The organism is Sneathiella chinensis (assembly GCF_012720115.1).
GTDB lineage: Bacteria > Pseudomonadota > Alphaproteobacteria > Sneathiellales > Sneathiellaceae > Sneathiella > Sneathiella chinensis.
This window is the reverse complement of sequence record NZ_VNWN01000004.1, coordinates 33,241-50,702: the sequence shown is the minus strand read 5'-3', so window position 1 is coordinate 50,702 and position 17,462 is coordinate 33,241. Positions and strand designations below refer to the sequence as shown.

At 57.5% G+C, this 17,462-nt stretch carries 16 protein-coding genes; 10 read left to right on the top strand and 6 right to left on the bottom strand.

Features of this window, described 5'->3' with window-relative positions; translation table 11 throughout:
- From FQB27_RS06870 to FQB27_RS06855, 4 genes are read left to right on the top strand one after another with little or no spacing between them, the layout of a single operon-like run.
- The gene (locus FQB27_RS06870; RefSeq protein ID WP_169560173.1) at positions 1–1,074 is read left to right on the top strand and encodes an ABC transporter permease; all 1,074 of its coding nucleotides are present in this window, start codon (positions 1–3) and stop codon (positions 1,072–1,074) included.
- Positions 1,071–1,991, top strand: a complete 921-nt coding sequence (locus tag FQB27_RS06865) for an ABC transporter permease (protein WP_206374420.1) — start codon at positions 1,071–1,073, stop codon at positions 1,989–1,991. Before FQB27_RS06870 ends, FQB27_RS06865 begins: the two co-directional genes overlap by 4 nt.
- A complete protein-coding gene (locus FQB27_RS06860; protein WP_169560172.1) occupies positions 1,988–2,845 on the top strand; it encodes an ABC transporter ATP-binding protein in 858 nt (285 codons plus the stop codon). Before FQB27_RS06865 ends, FQB27_RS06860 begins: the two co-directional genes overlap by 4 nt.
- Positions 2,832–3,623, top strand: coding sequence for an ABC transporter ATP-binding protein (locus FQB27_RS06855; protein WP_206374418.1), 792 nt, complete (start codon positions 2,832–2,834; stop codon positions 3,621–3,623). Before FQB27_RS06860 ends, FQB27_RS06855 begins: the two co-directional genes overlap by 14 nt.
- Before the next feature lie 34 nt (positions 3,624–3,657).
- On the opposite strand, the gene FQB27_RS06850 is transcribed toward FQB27_RS06855, so the two are convergent.
- A complete protein-coding gene (locus FQB27_RS06850; protein WP_169560171.1) occupies positions 3,658–4,461 on the bottom strand; it encodes a GNAT family N-acetyltransferase in 804 nt (267 codons plus the stop codon).
- Between the two features lie 201 nt (positions 4,462–4,662).
- Here FQB27_RS06850 and FQB27_RS06845 point away from each other — a divergent pair, with 201 nt between their 5' ends.
- Entirely contained in the window at positions 4,663–6,663 is a 2,001-nt protein-coding gene (locus FQB27_RS06845) for a PhoX family protein (RefSeq protein ID WP_169560170.1), read from the top strand.
- Positions 6,664–6,807: 144 nt separating this feature from the next.
- Entirely contained in the window at positions 6,808–7,818 is a 1,011-nt protein-coding gene (locus FQB27_RS06840) for an LLM class flavin-dependent oxidoreductase (protein WP_169560169.1), read from the top strand.
- Here FQB27_RS06840 and FQB27_RS06835 read toward each other — a convergent pair.
- On the bottom strand, positions 7,815–8,810 hold the full coding sequence (locus FQB27_RS06835; RefSeq protein WP_169560168.1) for an aldo/keto reductase: 996 nt from the start codon (positions 8,808–8,810) through the stop codon (positions 7,815–7,817). The genes FQB27_RS06840 and FQB27_RS06835 overlap by 4 nt on opposite strands.
- A gap of 244 nt (positions 8,811–9,054) precedes the next feature.
- Here FQB27_RS06835 and FQB27_RS06830 point away from each other — a divergent pair, with 244 nt between their 5' ends.
- The 3 genes from FQB27_RS06830 to FQB27_RS06820 all read left to right on the top strand — a co-directional run bounded on the left by FQB27_RS06830 (position 9,055) and on the right by FQB27_RS06820 (position 12,069).
- Positions 9,055–9,840: a DeoR/GlpR family DNA-binding transcription regulator gene (locus FQB27_RS06830; protein WP_169560167.1), complete on the top strand. Its 786-nt coding sequence runs from the start codon at positions 9,055–9,057 to the stop codon at positions 9,838–9,840.
- Positions 9,841–9,941: 101 nt separating this feature from the next.
- A complete protein-coding gene (glpK, locus tag FQB27_RS06825; protein WP_169560166.1) occupies positions 9,942–11,432 on the top strand; it encodes a glycerol kinase GlpK in 1,491 nt (496 codons plus the stop codon).
- Between the two features lie 13 nt (positions 11,433–11,445).
- Positions 11,446–12,069, top strand: a complete 624-nt coding sequence (locus FQB27_RS06820) for a 2-hydroxychromene-2-carboxylate isomerase (protein ID WP_169560165.1) — start codon at positions 11,446–11,448, stop codon at positions 12,067–12,069.
- A gap of 29 nt (positions 12,070–12,098) precedes the next feature.
- Here FQB27_RS06820 and FQB27_RS06815 read toward each other — a convergent pair whose 3' ends face one another.
- From FQB27_RS06815 to ugpB, 4 genes are all read right to left on the bottom strand, one after another.
- Complete coding sequence (locus FQB27_RS06815; protein ID WP_169560164.1) at positions 12,099–13,187, bottom strand: sn-glycerol-3-phosphate import ATP-binding protein UgpC; 1,089 nt, start codon at positions 13,185–13,187, stop codon at positions 12,099–12,101.
- 16 nt (positions 13,188–13,203) lie between these two features.
- Positions 13,204–14,052, bottom strand: coding sequence for a sn-glycerol-3-phosphate ABC transporter permease UgpE (gene ugpE, locus FQB27_RS06810; protein ID WP_169560163.1), 849 nt, complete (start codon positions 14,050–14,052; stop codon positions 13,204–13,206).
- Entirely contained in the window at positions 14,052–14,933 is an 882-nt protein-coding gene (gene ugpA / locus FQB27_RS06805; RefSeq protein WP_169560162.1) for a sn-glycerol-3-phosphate ABC transporter permease UgpA, read from the bottom strand. The genes ugpE and ugpA overlap by 1 nt, the downstream gene beginning before the upstream one ends.
- Positions 14,934–15,008: 75 nt before the next feature.
- A complete protein-coding gene (ugpB, locus tag FQB27_RS06800) occupies positions 15,009–16,322 on the bottom strand; it encodes a sn-glycerol-3-phosphate ABC transporter substrate-binding protein UgpB (protein WP_169560161.1) in 1,314 nt (437 codons plus the stop codon).
- A gap of 243 nt (positions 16,323–16,565) precedes the next feature.
- On the opposite strand from ugpB, the gene FQB27_RS06795 reads away from it, so the two are divergent.
- Positions 16,566–17,459: a LysR substrate-binding domain-containing protein gene (locus FQB27_RS06795; RefSeq protein WP_169560160.1), complete on the top strand. Its 894-nt coding sequence runs from the start codon at positions 16,566–16,568 to the stop codon at positions 17,457–17,459.
- The last annotated feature ends 3 nt before the right edge of the window (positions 17,460–17,462 follow it).

Here is a 17,462-nt window from a genome sequence, read left to right as displayed (position 1 = left end):
ATGACAGAAAGTACCGATGTCACATCAGGGCAGCCGGCCGTATCCACCGGTCGGCTGTCCCTGTATCTGAAGAAAATCGCCAGCCTGTTCTTTACCGTTTCCCTGACCCTGTTGGGTCTGCTTCTGGTCACGTTCCTGATCGGGCGGGTCATGCCCATTGACCCGGTACTGGCGGTGGTAGGCAAGCGTGCCTCCAACGAAGTCTATGAGGCGGCCCGGCTCAGCATGGGTCTCGACAAGCCCCTCTATCACCAGTTCTTTGTCTATATCACACAGGTTTTTCAGGGGGATTTCGGCAAATCCCTTCTGACGTCAAACCCCGTCATCGACGATATCGCCCGCGTCTTCCCCGCCACACTGGAACTGGCGACGGTTGCCACGCTGATCGGCGTGCTGGTCGGCGTTCCCATGGGGGTTTATGCCGCCGCCTCACAGGGAAGCTGGTTCGATCAGTTTGTCAGGGTCTTTGGCCTGTTCGGCTATTCAATGCCGGTTTTCTGGATCGGCCTGATCGGGCTGCTGATTTTCTATGGGATGCTGGGATGGGTTGGCGGCCCCGGACGTCTGGACATCTTTTATGAGGACATGATCCCCACCATCACGGGCATGATCCTGATTGATAGCCTGATCGCCGGGGACATGACCATTTTTTGGAATGCGGTCAGTCACATCATCCTGCCCTCCCTTATTCTGGGATATTATTCGCTGGCCTATATCAGCCGCATGACCCGCAGCTTCATGCTGGAAGAACTGGCGTCGGAATATGTCATCACGGCCCGGGTCAAGGGCATGTCGGAGCAGGCGGTTCTATGGCGCCATGCCTTTCGCAACGTGCTCATTCCGCTGATCACCGTCATTGCGCTGTCCTATGCCACCCTTCTGGAAGGATCTGTCCTGACAGAAACCATCTTCGCGTGGCCCGGACTTGGCCAATATATCACCACATCGCTGCTGTCGGCGGACATGAACGCGGTGCTGGGGGGAACGGTTGTGGTGGGCATATTGTTTGTCGGGCTCAATCTTCTGTCCGATTTTCTATACAAGATCGTCGATCCGAGAGCGAGGCAATCGTGACACAGTCTTCGACCCGTTCCCTGACCCGCTGGCTGCGTACAGACGAGCCTGCCTCGCGGCTGCAGGCGCGGTGCATTCAGGTCTATAACGGCTGGCAGGATCTTCGGTCCAACAAGCTGGCCATGATCGGCCTGATCATTATTCTGGGGCTGGTGGTCACCGCCCTGTTCGCCCCCTTCCTTGCGCCGCAGGACCCCTACGCCCAGGATTTGTCCCGGCGTCTTCTTGCCCCGGGGCAGGACGGCTTTCTTCTTGGCTCGGACGAGTTGGGGCGGGATATCCTCAGCCGGATCATTCACGGGGCCGGAACAACCCTCTATATTGTTCTGCTGGTCACCCTGACGGCCCCGGTGGCGGGACTGATTGTGGGGACTGTCTCCGGTTATCTTGGCGGCTGGACCGATGCGGCCCTGATGCGCATCACTGACATCTTTCTTGCCTTTCCAAAGCTGATCCTTGCGCTGGCCTTTGTGGCCGCCCTTGGCGCCGGGATCGAGAATGCGGTCCTTGCCATTGCCCTGACATCGTGGCCGCCCTACGCCCGATTGGCGCGGGCCGAAACGCTGACCGTCCGTAACATGGACTATATTGCTGCCATACGCCTGCAAGGGGCCGGACCGATCCGCATTATTGTCGGGCATATCTGGCCGCTTTGTGTGTCCTCGCTGATTGTGCGGGTGACACTGGATATGGCGGGGATCATCCTGACCGCTGCGGGGCTTGGGTTTCTGGGGCTGGGGGCGCAGCCGCCCATGGCGGAATGGGGGGCCATGATTTCCAGTGGCCGGAAATATATTCTGGATTACTGGTGGGTTGCCACCATGCCGGGGCTGGCCATTTTTATCGTCAGTCTCGGTTTTAACCTGCTCGGGGATGGCCTGCGGGATGTCCTTGACCCCAAAAAGGCGCAATCATGAAACGGTTTCTGACGGTTGAGGATCTGTGGGTCCGTTTCAAAACCCGCTATGACATGGTCGAGGCGGTGCGCGGTGTCAGCTTTTCACTGGGGCGGGAGCGGCTGGGCATTGTCGGGGAATCCGGATCGGGGAAATCCATGACCGGCCGCGCCCTGCTGGGCCTAGTCCGTCCCCCCGGCGACGTCAGTGCAACCCGCATTGACTTTCTGGGGCAGGACCTTCACCGCTTGCCGGAGAAGAAAATGCGCCATATCCGGGGCAAGGAAATTTCCATGGTCATGCAAGACCCGAAATATTCCCTAAACCCGGTCCTGACCGTTGGCGAACAGATTACCGAAGCCTATCGCCTGCACAATCGCGTCTCCCAGAAAATCGCACGGGCCAAAGCACTGGAGATGCTGGAAGAGGTGCAAATCCGCGACCCGGAGCGGGTGTATAAAGCCTATCCCAGTGAACTGTCCGGCGGGATGGGGCAACGGGTCATGATTGCCATGATGCTCATTCCCGACCCCAAGGTCCTGATTGCAGACGAGCCAACATCCGCCCTTGATGTGACGGTTCAACTTAAAATTCTGCAACTGCTGGACCAGTTGGTGGAAAAGCGCGGCATGGGGCTGATTTTTATCAGTCACGACCTGCCCCTTGTTTCCTCCTTCTGCGACCGCATTCTGATCATGTATGGGGGCCGGATTGTGGAAACCTGCCGCGCCGATCAACTGGATCAGGCAACCCACCCCTATACCCGCGGCCTTCTTCAGTCGCTGCCGGACATCCGGCATCCCCGTGAACGGCTTTCCGTTCTGACACGGGATGAAAGCTGGAAACAGGAGGAAAGTGTCAATGCCATTATCTGATACCCCCGCCCCGATGCTTTCCGTGCAGGACCTGTCCGTCTGGTTCGGGGATACCCACAACCGGTTTCAGGCCGTCGATACGGTCAGTTTCACCCTTGCTGCCGGGGAAAGCCTTGGGTTGGTCGGGGAATCCGGTTCCGGGAAATCCACCATCCTGAAGGCTATCACCCATCTGGCGACAGATATATCCGGGCATATCCATCTGGACGGAACTCCCCTGACAGGACCCCGCGACAAATCCTTTTATTCCACCGTTCAGATGGTCTTTCAGGACCCCTATGCGTCGCTGCACCCCCGGCACACGGTTGACCGTTGCCTGAGCGAGCCGCTCCGCCTTCAGGGGGCCACGGATATCGACAATCGGGTCAGACAGGTTCTGGAAGAGGTAGGACTGGGGGCGAAATTCCGGTTTCGCTATCCCCATCAGTTGTCGGGGGGCCAGCGACAACGGGTCGCGATTGCCCGCGCCCTTGTCCAGAACGCCCGCCTTTTGTTGCTGGATGAACCCACATCGGCACTGGATGTGTCGGTGCAGGCGGAAATCCTCAACCTGCTATCCGATCTTCGAAAAGACCGGGGACTGACCTTCCTGTTTGTCTCTCATGATCTGGCTGTCATTTCCCATATGTGCGACCGGATACTGGTCATGCATCAGGGTAAGATCACCGAAGTCCTGCAGGACAAACAGTTGCAATCAGGAACGGCGGAAACGCCCTATACACAGGGGCTGATCGAAGCCAGTCGGGGCTTTACCCGCAAGGAAATGGCAGGGGCGTGATCCCCGGCACCTGCCTTCCCCCCGTGCTATCCGCTCAGGCGGACAGACGGTTTGCCTCGGTGACGTGCTGATCCAGAAAATGTTTCTGGTACCGATCCGTGATGTTGCTTGTCTCGACCAGCAGGCACACATCGGTGGTGTTGAATTCGTAGTCGATGACTGCGCCTTCCCCGATGACACCGCCAACCCGCAAATACCCCTTGATCAGGGCCGGCATCTCGCGCATGGCAGAGCGCATGTCAATCTGGGTATCCGCCAGCACATTCATGGACACAAAGCGGTCCGGCTGGGCCTGCGGACGCCAGCGGCCCGGTGCCTCATGGTTCTGGTGAAGATATGTCAGGGCGGCGGCCATCTGTGTCAGATCCGTTCCCGGAAAACTGGCACAGCCAAACATCAGGGAGATATCGTAATCCGCGATATAATCGGCAATCCCCCGCCACAAAAGCTGCATGATAGCCTTGCCGCGATATTCCGGGTCCACACAGGACCGTCCCAGTTCCACATGCTCCCCTGCATATCCGGCCAATCTCGACAGATCAAATTCACTGGCTGAATAATAGCCGCTATTCTGTTCCGCGACTGATCGGCGAAGCAACCGATAGGTTCCGACCACACAGGGATTGCCGACAGTCGATCGCCCCGTATCAATCACAACCAGATGATCACAATAATCGTCGAATGCGTCAAAATCCCGTTCCTCGGCCCGGATTTCAGCGGATGGCGTCGCCCCCATTCCGTCATAAAACACCTTGTATCTCAGCTTCTGGGCTTTGATAATTTCCTGCCTGTTTTCCGCCAGGCGGATAATAAGACCCGAGGTCGACGCGTTGCTCATTAAAGTCTCTCCTGAACATCCAAATCCGTTCATGTGCGCTTCGGGAAAGCTAGGTGGCGCCAGCGTCAGTTTCTTGGCAACTTCATTAAGATTGGATGACAGGACCGTCCCCTGTTCGTCATCCTCCTGCAACACTCGGATCCTAGCCTCGCGGCCATCAAGTCTCGATACTTGGACGATCAAACCGAGGGGAACCCTTTCATGTCTGAGCAAAAGAATTTCTCGACCACCCGTGCCTACCGCATGGAAATTTCCGAAGACCAATCCAGCAACCCGAACACCAACGACACCATGGGCGATATCATCAATGCCCGTCTGGGTCGCCGGGACGCCCTCAGAGGGATGCTGGCCGTTACCGCCATTGGCGGCGCCACTCACCTGTTTGGCTCTGCCCTGCTTGCGGGAACGGCGGACGCCTCCGGCGCCAAGGCCGCGTTCAAGTTCAAGGAAATCAGCCACGGCGTGGACGAAAACCACCATGTTGCAGAAGGCTATGATGCCGATATCCTGCTGCGTTGGGGCGACCCGCTGTTCACGGATTCGCCAGCCTTTGATCCGGCCCGGCAAAGCCGCTCCTCGCAGGAACGCCAGTTCGGATACAACAACGACTATGTCGGTTTTATCCCTCTGGCCGGTGCCGCCGATCGCGGCCTGCTGTGCGTAAACCACGAATATACCAACGAGGAACTGATGTTCCCGGGCCTTGGGCGTCAGGACAATTCCGCCTATGCCGGCATGACCCGTGCGATTGCCGATGTGGAAATTGCCGCCCACGGCGGAACGGTTGTGGAAATCGCCAGAGAGAACGGAAAATGGAAGGCCATCGTCGGCTCGAAATACAACCGCCGCCTGACCGGCACGACCCCGATGGAAATGACCGGCCCGGCCGCAGGCGATGCCCTCGTGCAAACAAACGCCGATCCGTCCGGCCGCAAGGTTCTTGGCACCCTTAACAACTGTGCGGGCGGAATCACCCCGTGGGGCACCTACCTGATGGCCGAGGAAAACTTCAACGGCTATTTCTGGAACAAGGATGCCGCAGCGGCTCATCCCCATGCCGACATGCTGAAGCGATATGGCGCACCGGGTGAATGGTACAGCTGGGGAGCCTATTACGACCGGTTCGATATTGCCAAGGATCCCAACGAACTGCACCGGTTCGGCTGGATCGTCGAGGTGGACCCGATGGACCCGACCTCAACTCCGAAAAAACGGACCGCGCTTGGCCGCTTCAAGCATGAAGGGGCGGAAACCATCGTCAACAAGGATGGCCGGGTTGTGGTCTATTCCGGCGATGATGAACGGGGCGACTATCTGTACAAGTTTGTCACCAAAGGCAAGTTTGACAAGAACAACCGGGCCGCAAACATGGACCTGCTCGATGAAGGCACATTGTATGTTGCCCGCTTCAATGCAGACGGCACACTGGACTGGTTGCCGCTCATTGCCGGTGAAGGCCCGCTGACCCCGGAAAACGGCTTCAACAACCAGGCCGAGGTTCTGGTCTTCTCCCGCAAGGCAGGGGACGCGCTTGGCGCGACCAAGATGGACCGCCCGGAAGATGTTCAGCCGAACCCGGAAACCAACAAGGTTTATGTCTGCCTGACCAACAACAAGCACCGGGGCAGCAAGCATCCTGTTGATGCCGCCAACCCGCGTGAAAAGAACCCGTTTGGCCATATCATTGAAATCACCCCAGCCGCAGACGACCATGCCGACCTGAAAGGGACATGGGAAATTCTGGTACAGGGCGGCAACCCGGCCAACCCGGAACACAAGGCCGTCTTTAACCCGGCCACCAGCGAAAACGGCTGGTTCGGCTCTCCCGACAATGCGGCGGTTGACGGCAAGGGTCGTCTCTGGATTTCCACCGATCAGGGCAGCGCATGGCCAAAAACCGGCACCGCCGACGGCATCTGGGCCCTTGAAACCGAAGGCGCCCTGCGCGGCACTGGCAAGATGTTCTATCGCGTGCCGGTCGGCGCGGAAATGTGCGGCCCGTGCTTCACCCCGGATGACACCGCTCTGTTCCTCGCGGTTCAGCATCCGGCTTCTGACGGGGCAAAGGCCTTCCCGGGCTTCGAGCGGAACTCCACCTTTGAGGATCCGGCAACCCGCTGGCCCGACTTCGACCCGAAACTGCCGCCCCGGCCGTCTGTGGTTGTTGTGACAAAGAAAGGCGGCGGGATCATCGGAAGCTGATAATCTCCCGTTTTAGGACCTTGAAGGGCGGTGGGTTTCTCACCGCCCTTTTTCGTCCCGCATCCCGCTTTTTGCCGCGCACAACGGTTGACAAGGAGCGACGCCCGGCCGACCCTAGGGAAAACAGCAACCGGGATAAAGATAATGAGAAAAATCCGCCTTTCCGTTCTGGACCAGTCCCCTGTGCGCGCGGGCGCAACAGCCGGAGACGCCCTTTTTGAAACCATCGAACTGGCAAAGCTCGCGGATCGACTGGGCTTTTACCGCTATTGGGTGGCAGAGCATCACAACTCCACCGGATTGACCGGCTCGGCCCCGGAAATCATGATCGCCCGCCTTGCCGCCGCCACACAGCGGATCAGGCTGGGATCGGCGGGGGTGATGCTGTCCCATTATTCCCCGTTCAAGGTTGCGGAAACCTTCAACCTGCTGGAAGCCCTGTATCCGGGGCGGATTGATCTGGGGATTGGCCGCGCCCCCGGCAGTGACCAGATCACAGCCCATGCACTGGCCTATGGCACCCCGCCCCGTGGCCCCCGCGAATACCCCACACAGGTGCGCGACCTGATCGGCTTTCTGCATGACCAGATGCCCGCCGACCACCCGCTTGCTGCGGTTCATGCGACACCGGTACCGGACAATCCAGCACCTGTCTGGATGTTGGGAAGTTCGGACCAGTCCGCCCAGATGGCCGCTCATTTCGGAACGCCCTTTTCCTTCGCCCATTTCATCACAGATGAACAGGGGCCGGAAATCATGAACATGTATCGCAAAACCTTTCAGCCCTCCGGCCTGATCCCGGAGCCGGAAGGGAATATCGGCATTTTCGTCATTTGCGCCGATACGGACGAGGAAGCGGACAGACTGGCGGCCAGCCGGGATTTATGGCGGGTTCGCCTTGACCGGGGGCAGATCGGCCCGGTCCCGTCGGTGGAGGAGGCGCTTGCCTATGACTACTCCCCCGAAGAGGAAATGCGCCGTCAGTATCACCGCCGCCGCAATATTGTCGGCAACCCGGAAACGGTGAAAGCGGGATTGCTGGAAACCCTGAACCGGTATGGAGTGGACGAGGCCGTGGTCGTGACAATCACCCACGATCATGCGGCCCGGCTCCACTCCTACAAACTTCTGGCGGATGCCTTCCAGCTAACCTAGGACGGAAACTCTTCCGTCCCGACGGACTTCTGGGCCTTGGCATCATACCGGGCCCCGATGACCGTATTCTGGTTGATCAGGCTTTCAAGGCAGGTCATCACGTCAAAGCTGACCGACACATCCGCTGCGGCGGCATTTTCCAGCATATGCTCGATGGAAGTGGTGCCCGGAATGGGAATGATGGTATCGCCCTTGGCCAGCAACCAAGCCAGCGCAAGCTGCGCCATTGAACAACCGGTTTCCTCGGCAAGATTGGCGTATTCTTCCAGCAGCTCCAGGTTTTTTTCGTAATTTTCCGGGTCAAACCGCGGGATGGTCTTGCGGATATCATCGTCATGCAGGCCGCTGACATCCTGCAATGTGCCGGTCAGGAATTTTCGCGCAACCGGGCTGAAGGCGACAAAGGCCGCGCCAATGTCCTCGCAGGCGTCCAGAACAGCAATTTCCGGGTTTCGCGTCCACAGGGAATATTCACTTTGAACCGCCGCAATGGGATGTACCTTGTGGGCCCGGCGAATGGTATCTGCAGATACTTCCGACAAGCCGACCTCGCGGATTTTTCCTTCCCGCACCAGATCGCTGAGCGCCCCGACGCTGTCTTCAATGGGCACATTCGGGTCCATCCGGTGCAGATAGTACAGATCGATCACATCCACCCCGAGACGGGACAGGGATTGTTCGCAGGTCTCGCGGATCACGTCAGGGCGGCCGTTGATTTCCCGAACTCCTTCATTGTTGCGGCGCAGGCCACATTTGCTGGCCAGAACATAGTCATCCCGCCGGTGCCCGATGGCCTTGCCAACCAGCTTCTCGTTGGCCCCGAACCCGTACAGGGCGGCCGTATCCATGAAGGTATATCCGGCATCCAGCGCCTCGTTCAGCAGGCGCACACCATATGCCTCATCCGGCCCCGGGCCATACCCATAGGACAGGTTCATACAACCCAAACCGATAACAGAAACATCAAATCCGGCAATTTTTCTGGTACGCATAGGACACTCTTTCCTCGTGAAGCAACAATGGTTTAGAGGAACATTGTTGAAGGAAAGGCTGGAAAATTCAATCAGGTTTTCAAAAGGCAGGCCGCCTTTTGTACAACCGCCGCCCGCATGCCCGTCATCCCCTTCCGGCGGCAGCGGCGGAAAACCGGCCCGCAGTTATTGAACCCGTCGGTTGTTTCGCGTAAAAGAAAGAAACTCAGGGATCGATCCGCAAGACAAAAATGGATACGCAAGAATGGAACTGATCAGCCCCCGGCAAGCCGACATCATGAACATGCTTCGTCAGGACGGGCGGGTTGGTGTCGATGAACTGGCCGCTTTTTTCAATGTCTCCCCGCAGACCATCCGAAAGGATCTGAACGAACTGGGGGATCAGCACCTGTTGCACCGGGTGCATGGCGGGGCGGTCCTGTCTTCCGGCGTCAAGAATTTCGAATATGAAGCCCGCCGTCTGCTGGCCGTCGAAGAAAAGCGCCGCATCGGTGTTCTGGCGGCGTCCCTTGTGCCGGACAACTGCACCTTGCTGATCAATATCGGGACCACCACCGAACAGGTGGCCATTGCCCTTCGAGGCCGGGAAGGCATGCTGGCCATTACCAACAATATCAATGTGGTGAATATCCTGTCCGGGACCCCCAATTTCGAGGTGATCGTGGCAGGCGGTGTGGTGCGCCCCACAGATGGCGGCGTCGTCGGCGAGGCAACGGTGGACTTCATCAAGCAGTTCAAGGTGGACTATGCCATCATTGGGGTGTCCGCCATTGACGAGGACGGCTCGCTGCTGGATTACGACTACCGCGAGGTGAAGGTGGCGCAGGCCATTATTGAAAATGCCCGCCACACCATTCTGGTTGCCGACAGCATGAAACTGGAACGCTCCGCCCCGGTTCGGATCGGTCACATGACACAGATGGATTATGTGGTCACGGACAAGCCCCTGCCCAAGCGATTGCAGGAAATGTGCACGGAGCATGAGGTGGATGTTCGGGTCACGGACGACAAGTTGCACAGCGACGCGTGACAGTTTCCCGCAGCGGCGCCTTCATTTACTTTCATATTGGCGTCCTTTACTGATAAAGTGAAGGAAACAGAAAGCTCATCTGGCGGGAGGAAACACGCTGCATGTCTCGGTATATTCTGGCGATTGATCAAGGAACAACATCGTCACGCGCAATCCTTTTTGACAAGGATTTCAGGATCGTCTCGGTGGGACAGCAGGAATTCCCGCAACATTTCCCGCAATCCGGCTGGGTGGAGCATGACCCGGCGGACATCTGGAACAGCACCCTTGCCACCTGCCGCGAGGCACTGGCAAAAGCAGACGCCACAATCGATCAGGTGGTCTCGATCGGCATCACCAACCAGCGCGAAACAACAGTCATCTGGGACCGGGAGACGGGCAAGCCCATCCACAATGCCCTTGTCTGGCAGGACCGCCGCACGGCACCGCTTTGCGCCAAACTGAAAGAAGACGGGCTGGAGCCCCTTTTCACCGAGAAAACCGGACTGCTGCTTGACCCCTATTTCTCCGGCACCAAGATCGCGTGGCTGCTGGACAATGTCGACGGGGCTCGCACAGCCGCCAATCAGGGAAAGCTCGCCTTCGGTACCATTGACACGTTCCTTCTGTGGCATCTGACCGGTGGCCGGGTTCATGCAACCGATGCCACCAATGCCAGCCGCACCCTGATCTATGACATCCATACCGGTGGCTGGTCCGATGACCTTCTGGAAATCCTTCGCATCCCGGCATCCCTGTTGCCGGACGTTAAAGACAGTTCCGCCGATTATGGGATGATTGACCCGGCCGTGTTTGGCGGCACAACCCGCATTGGCGGCGTTGCCGGGGATCAGCAGGCCGCAACCGTCGGGCAGGCCTGTTTCCAGCCGGGAATGATGAAATCCACATACGGGACCGGTTGCTTTGCCCTTCTCAACACGGGCGACACACCGGTTCGTTCCAGCAACAAGTTGCTGACCACCCTTGCCTATCAACTGAACGGCAAACCGACCTACGCCCTTGAAGGTTCCATCTTTGTGGCGGGATCAGCGGTGCAGTGGCTCCGCGACGGGCTTGGCCTGATTGAGCATGCCGCCCATTCCGGCGAACTTGCCAATGACGCGGACCCCGGACAGAATGTCATTCTTGTCCCGGCCTTTGTCGGCCTTGGCGCCCCCTATTGGGATTCTGAATGCCGGGGAGCCATTTTTGGCCTGACCCGCGCCTCCGGCCCCCGCGAATTTGCCCGCGCCGCCCTTGAAAGCGTCTGTTACCAGACCCGTGACCTGCTGACGGCCATGACCGCCGACATGGGATCGGAACTGGACACCGTCCTGCGCGTTGATGGCGGCATGGTGGCATCAGACTGGACCATGCAGCGATTGGCGGATCTTCTGGGTGTACCGGTGGATCGCCCAACCATTCTGGAAACAACGGCCCTTGGGGCGGCCTATCTGGCCGGGCTGGAAATGGACTTCTATCCCGATCCCGAGGCGTTCGCAAAACTCTGGATGCGGGAAAACCGCTTCACCCCGACCCTGTCCGCCGCAGCACGGGATAGCGCCTATGCCCGCTGGCAGGATGCGGTCAGGCGCACTTTAAGCCAAAGCTGACAGGATAGACCCCATGCAGATTGAGTATTTTTACGCGTCCTATTCCGCCTTTGCCTATCTGGGATCGGTCGAGCTTGCCCGCATTGCAGACAGGACCGGGGCGACAATCCTTCATCGCCCCATGGACCTGCGGGCGGTCGTGTCCGCCTCCGGCTCCCAGCCCTTTGGAGAGCGCAGCAAGAACCATATCGAGTATTTCTTCCGGCGCGAGATTGCCCGCTGGGCGGAGCACCGGGACCTGCCCATCATGGACGGGATGCCCACCCATCACGGCAATGAAATCCGCACATCGAACTGTTTGTTGATTGCGGCGGCAAAATCCGGCCTGAATGTTGGAAAATTATCCGAGGACATGTTCCGTGCCCATTGGGCGGAAGATGCCGATCTTGCCAGCCGGGCTGACCTTGAAGCCATCTGCACAAATGCGGGGGTGGACGCCGCCGCCCTGTTCGACCTTGCAGGGGCCAGCGCAATACAGGCGGAATATGACGAGAATACCCGCGAAGCCATCCGTCGGGGTGTTTTCGGCTCCCCCACCTATTTCGTGGGTGATGACATGTTCTATGGTCAGGACAGGCTTGAACTGGTCGAACGCGCCCTGTCCCGCCCCTATAAGGGGAGGTGGCTCCCGCGGTAGCCATCTCCCCTCATCCGGGTCAGGCGGGCCTAGAGGGCCAGCCTTTTTTCGGTATTCGGATTGAACAGATGCATGTGATCTGCGGTTATACGGATTGGCAGGACATCTCCCGCGGCAACCAGATGTGTTCCGGACAGACGCACCGTAAGGTCCGCACGATCATCACCAAAATGCCCATGAATAAGCGTATCTGCCCCCAGATGCTCCACCAGTGTGGCCGTCAGAGGCAAGGATGCCTCGTCCCCACTTGCAAGCTCCAGATGCTCCGGACGAACTCCGAAGACCACCTCTTCGCCGGCCTGATCGGCCAAGCCACCATTGGCGAGAGACAATTCGATGCCGTCCGCAATCCGGATGGTTTTGCCGTCGGCGCCCAGTTTGGTTGGAATAAGGTTCATGGACGGCGAGCCAATGAACTCAGCCACGAAAAGGGATGCCGGCCGCTCGTACAGCTCAATCGGTGTGCCCAGTTGCTCAACCACCCCGCCGTTCAGGACCATCAGCCGGTGCCCAAGGGTCATGGCTTCGACCTGATCGTGGGTCACATAGATGCTGGTGATCCCCAGCCGTTCCTGCAGGCGCTTGATTTCAAGGCGCATCTGAACCCGCAGCTTGGCATCCAGATTGGACAGCGGCTCGTCGAACAGGAACACGCTGGGTTCGCGAACGATCGCCCGGCCCATGGCCACACGCTGACGCTGTCCGCCGCTCAGTTGTCGGGGCTTGCGGGTCAGCTGTTCCTCGGTCAGTTCCAGAATTTCGGCAGCCGCGTTGACACGCTGGTCAATTTCATCCTTGGGAAGCCCCTGGATTTTCAGGCCATACGCCATGTTGGCATACACACTCATATGCGGATACAGGGCATAATTCTGGAACACCATTGCAATGTCCCGTTGGGACGGTTCCAGCTTGTTGACCTCGCGCTCACCAATCCGGATTGTGCCTTCGGTGACACCTTCCAGCCCGGCAATCATGCGCAGCAGGGTTGATTTTCCGCAGCCGGACGGTCCGACCAGAACCAGAAACTCGCCTTCCCGGATATCCACATCCACACCGTGGATCGCCTGATAGCCGTTAGGATAGGTCTTGCGGATATTATCAAGAGTTACACTTGCCATCTTTTACCTTCAATTCCTATTTCTCAGTTTCCGTCAGACCCTTGACGAAGAGTTTCTGCATAAACACAACCACCACTACGGGCGGCAACATCGCCAGAAGCGTTGTCATCATCACAATATGCCATTGCGGCGCTTCCTCGCCCGCCTCAAGCATGCGCTTGATCTGGATCACGATGGTATACATGTCCTGATCCGTCGTGATCAGAAGCGGCCACAGATACTGGTTCCAGCCATAGATAAACAGGATCACAAACAGCGCCGCGATGTTGGTCTGCGACATGGGGATCAGGATATCCTTGAAAAAGCGGAGCGGACCCGCCCCATCAATACGCGAGGCTTCCAGCAACTCATCCGGGATGGTCAGGAACACCTGCCGGAACATGAAGGTTGCCGTGGCCGACGCAATCAGCGGCACGGTCAGCCCCCAGTAACTGTTCAGCATCCCCAGATTAGCCACCACCTCGAATGTGGGCAGGATACGCACCTCGACCGGCAGCATCAGGGTGACAAAAATCATCCAGAAAAAGAACATCCGGAACGGGAAGCGGAAATACACGATGGCAAAGGCCGACAACAGGGAAATGACGATCTTGCCGAACGCAATGACCAGCGCCATGATCATGCTGTTGAACAGCATGAAGGCAACCCCCTGACCGTCGCCGCCCCAGACACCCTGGTTCAACGCCACGTCCAGATTTTCAAGGAAATGCCCCCCCGGCCACATGGGCAGCGGCAGGATATTCATCCGGCCCGCATCATGGGTGGCCGCAACAAAAGCGACCCAGATCGGGAAGGCCACCAACAACACCCCGAAGATCAGGATCACATGGGACAGGACTTTGAGAAAAGGTCTGTTTTCAATCATCAGTATTCAACCTTCTTCTCTACGAACCGGAACTGTACAAAGGTCAGACCAATCACGATGGCCATCAGGATCACGGACTGGGCCGCTGATCCACCAAGGTCCAGCCCGACAAAACCGTCGCTGTAAACCTTATACACCAGAATCTGGGTTGAGTTGGCCGGACCGCCCTGTGTCAGGGCATCGATGACGCCAAAGGTTTCGAAGAACGCATACACGACATTGATCACCAACAGGAAGAAAGTGGTCGGTGACAACAGCGGGAAAATAATTGTCCAGAAGCGCCGCCCCGGACCGGCCCCGTCAATGGCCGCCGCCTCAATCAGGGATTTCGGAATGGACTGCAGGCCGGCAAGGAAGAACAGGAAATTATAGGCAATCTGTTTCCAGGCGGCGGCAAAGATCACCAGCGCCATGGCCTCGTTTCCGTTCAGCTTGTGGTTCCAGTTATATCCGAGAAACTTCAGCAGATAGGGCAGGATGCCCAAGGTTGGATTGAAAATGAAGAAGAACAGGGCGCCCGCGACTACAGGAGCAACGGCATAAGGCCATATGAGCAGGGTTCTGTAGACGCCGGAGCCCTTGACAACCCGATCCGCCATCACTGCCAGACACAGGGCGATCGCCATGGACAGGAAGGCAACGGAAAAGGAGAAGAAAATGGTTTTACTGAATGTCCCCCAGTAGAGCGGGTCTTCAAACAGTTCAATGAAATTGTCGAACCAGACAAACTGGGTACTCAGCCCGAAAGCATCTTCCAGCAGAAAGGACTGGTACAAAGCCTGACTTGCCGGCCAGATGAAAAACACCAGCGTCACGATGATCTGCGGCGCGACCAGCAGATACGGCAAGACGGACGGCTTGAAATGCACACGTTTCAGCATTTTAGGACAAACCTGAAGAAAACGCTTTCGCCGCGCGGCACCAGCACACGCGGCGAAAACTACCAGAAGGGAAAATTACTTGTTGGCTTTTTCGAACTTGCGAAGAAGGTCGTTGCCCCGCTTCACTGCATCGTCAAGGCCCTGTTCCGCTGTTTTGTCACCGGACCAGATGGCTTCCATTTCTTCGTTGATCACGTCGCGGATCTGAACAAAGTTACCGAAACGAACACCGCGGGAATTTGATGTCGGCTCGTTCAGGCTGAGCTGCTGAATGGCAATGTCTGTGCCCGGGTTCTTCTCATAAAAGCCCTGCTTCTTGGAAAGCTCATATGCCGCATTGGTAATCGGAACATAACCGGTTTCCTGATGCCACCATGCCTGTACATCCGGGGATGACAGATACTTCATGAACTCGGCAACGCCCTTGTATTCTTCCTTGTCATGACCCTGCAGAACCCAAAGGGTCGCACCGCCAATGATTGAGTTCTGCGGTTTTTCAACCACATCATCATAGTAAGGCAGCATGGCCTGACCGAAGTCGAACTTGGCCTGTGTTTTCAGGGCACCATAATAGGCAGAAGTATTCATCCAGATGCCACATTCCTGGTTCACGAACATGGGCAGGCTGTCACCGCGGCGACCACCATAGGCAAAGGTGCCGTCCTTGCTCCATGATGCCAGATTGTTGAAATGCTTCTTCATCAGGTCATTGTTGAAGGTGAATTCAACATCCAGACCGGCAAAGCCGTTCTCGCGGGTGCTCATCGGGGAGTTGTGCCACGCGCCGAAAGTCTCGATCATGACCCAGGACTGCCAACCGAAGGAGAAACCACATTTGTAACCGGCAGCGCGCAGCTTGTCGGAGGCATCTTTAACTTCGTTCCAAGTTTCCGGAACCTTGGCAACACCGGCTTTCTTGAAGGCGTCCTTGTTGTACCACATAACCGGTGTGGAGCTGTTGAACGGCATGGACAACAGTTCCCCTTCAGGGGTCTGATAGTAACTGACCACAGCCGGGAGATAGTCTGATTTGTCGAACGGAACACCCGCATCGTTCATCATTTTCTCAACCGGATAGATCGCGCCCTTGGCGGCCATCATGGTTGCGGTGCCGACTTCGAAAACCTGTACGATATGCGGCTGCTGCTTTGCCCGGAAGGCGGCAATGGCGCCTGTCATTACTTCGGAGTAGTTCCCCTTGTATGTGGGAACGACCTTGTAGTCTGACTGGGAGGCGTTGAAATCCTCGGCCATCTTGTTGATGCGGTCGCCATTGGTGCCGCCCATACCGTGCCACCAGTTGATTTCTGTTGCGGCAGAAGCAAAGCTGGTGCTCCCGACCAAAGCGGCCAGCGCGGCCGGCATGACAAGTTTCTTTGTAATTGACATTGCTCTTCCCTATAGGTTGTTGCTATCAGGGCCCGTGATCAGGCCATAATGATTAGTTATTGCACGGAGACAACCTTTCTCCCTCCGTAACAGTATCGGGATTTTTTCCAGTATCAATGACTGTTTGATGACAAACAGCAGAAGTTGGCCGGAAACCTTCCTTTTTCTTCGCCAGCAATAAAATCGTATAATAACTCCATAACTTTATGTTATGGATGTCTCTGTAGGAACGGGAGAACTCACATGATTCGACTCAGGCAACTGGAGGCATTCCGTGCCGTTATGCTGACCGGCGGCGTCACCCAGGCGGCCCATATGCTGCATATCTCGCAACCGGCAGTCAGCAAACTGATTTCCAGCCTTGAGCAGACCATGGGCATCCCCCTTTTCGAGCGGCGGCAAGGCCGCCTGCACCCCACCCATGAAGCGGAATTCCTGATCGGCGAGATTGACCGGGCCATTGCCAGCCTTGAACATATCGCCCAGCTAACCGAAGATATTCGAAACCAGAAAGCTGGCCATCTGCGCATTGCCTGCCTGCCCGGCTTCGCCACCTCCCTGATGCCCGAGGTTGTTGCCGGCTTTCTGGCTGACCGGGAAAAGGTCACCATGTCGATCCAGACCCGCTCCTCCGCCCGGGTTCGGGAATGGATCGCGGCACAGCAATATGACATCGGCGTTGCCGATGAATTTGAGGGGCACCGGGCGGTGATCCACGAGTCCGTGAATATCCGCACCGTCTGCGCCCTGTCGCCCCAGCACCCGCTGGCCGCGCAAAAAGTGATCCGCCCGGAAGACCTGAGCGGGATGCCCATGATTATACAGGATCGCGGCAACCGGTTTTATCATCTGGTCAAACAGGCCTTTGACGATGCCGGGGCCATTCTGGTGCCCCGCGTTGAGGTCCGCCAGTTTGCAACCGCCTGTATTCTGGCCAAAAAAGGGGTCGGGGCCGCCATTGTCAGTTCCATTGATGCGGCGGAATATGCCGGGCGCGGACTGATCACGCGCCCCTTTGAACCGTCCCTGCCTTTTCGGCTGGATCTTCTCTACCCGAAATACCACCCCCGATCCCTGCTTCTTCAGGAGTTTATCAAGTATTTCCGGGAGAGCCTTCAGCCCTTCACCCTGAGTTGATCC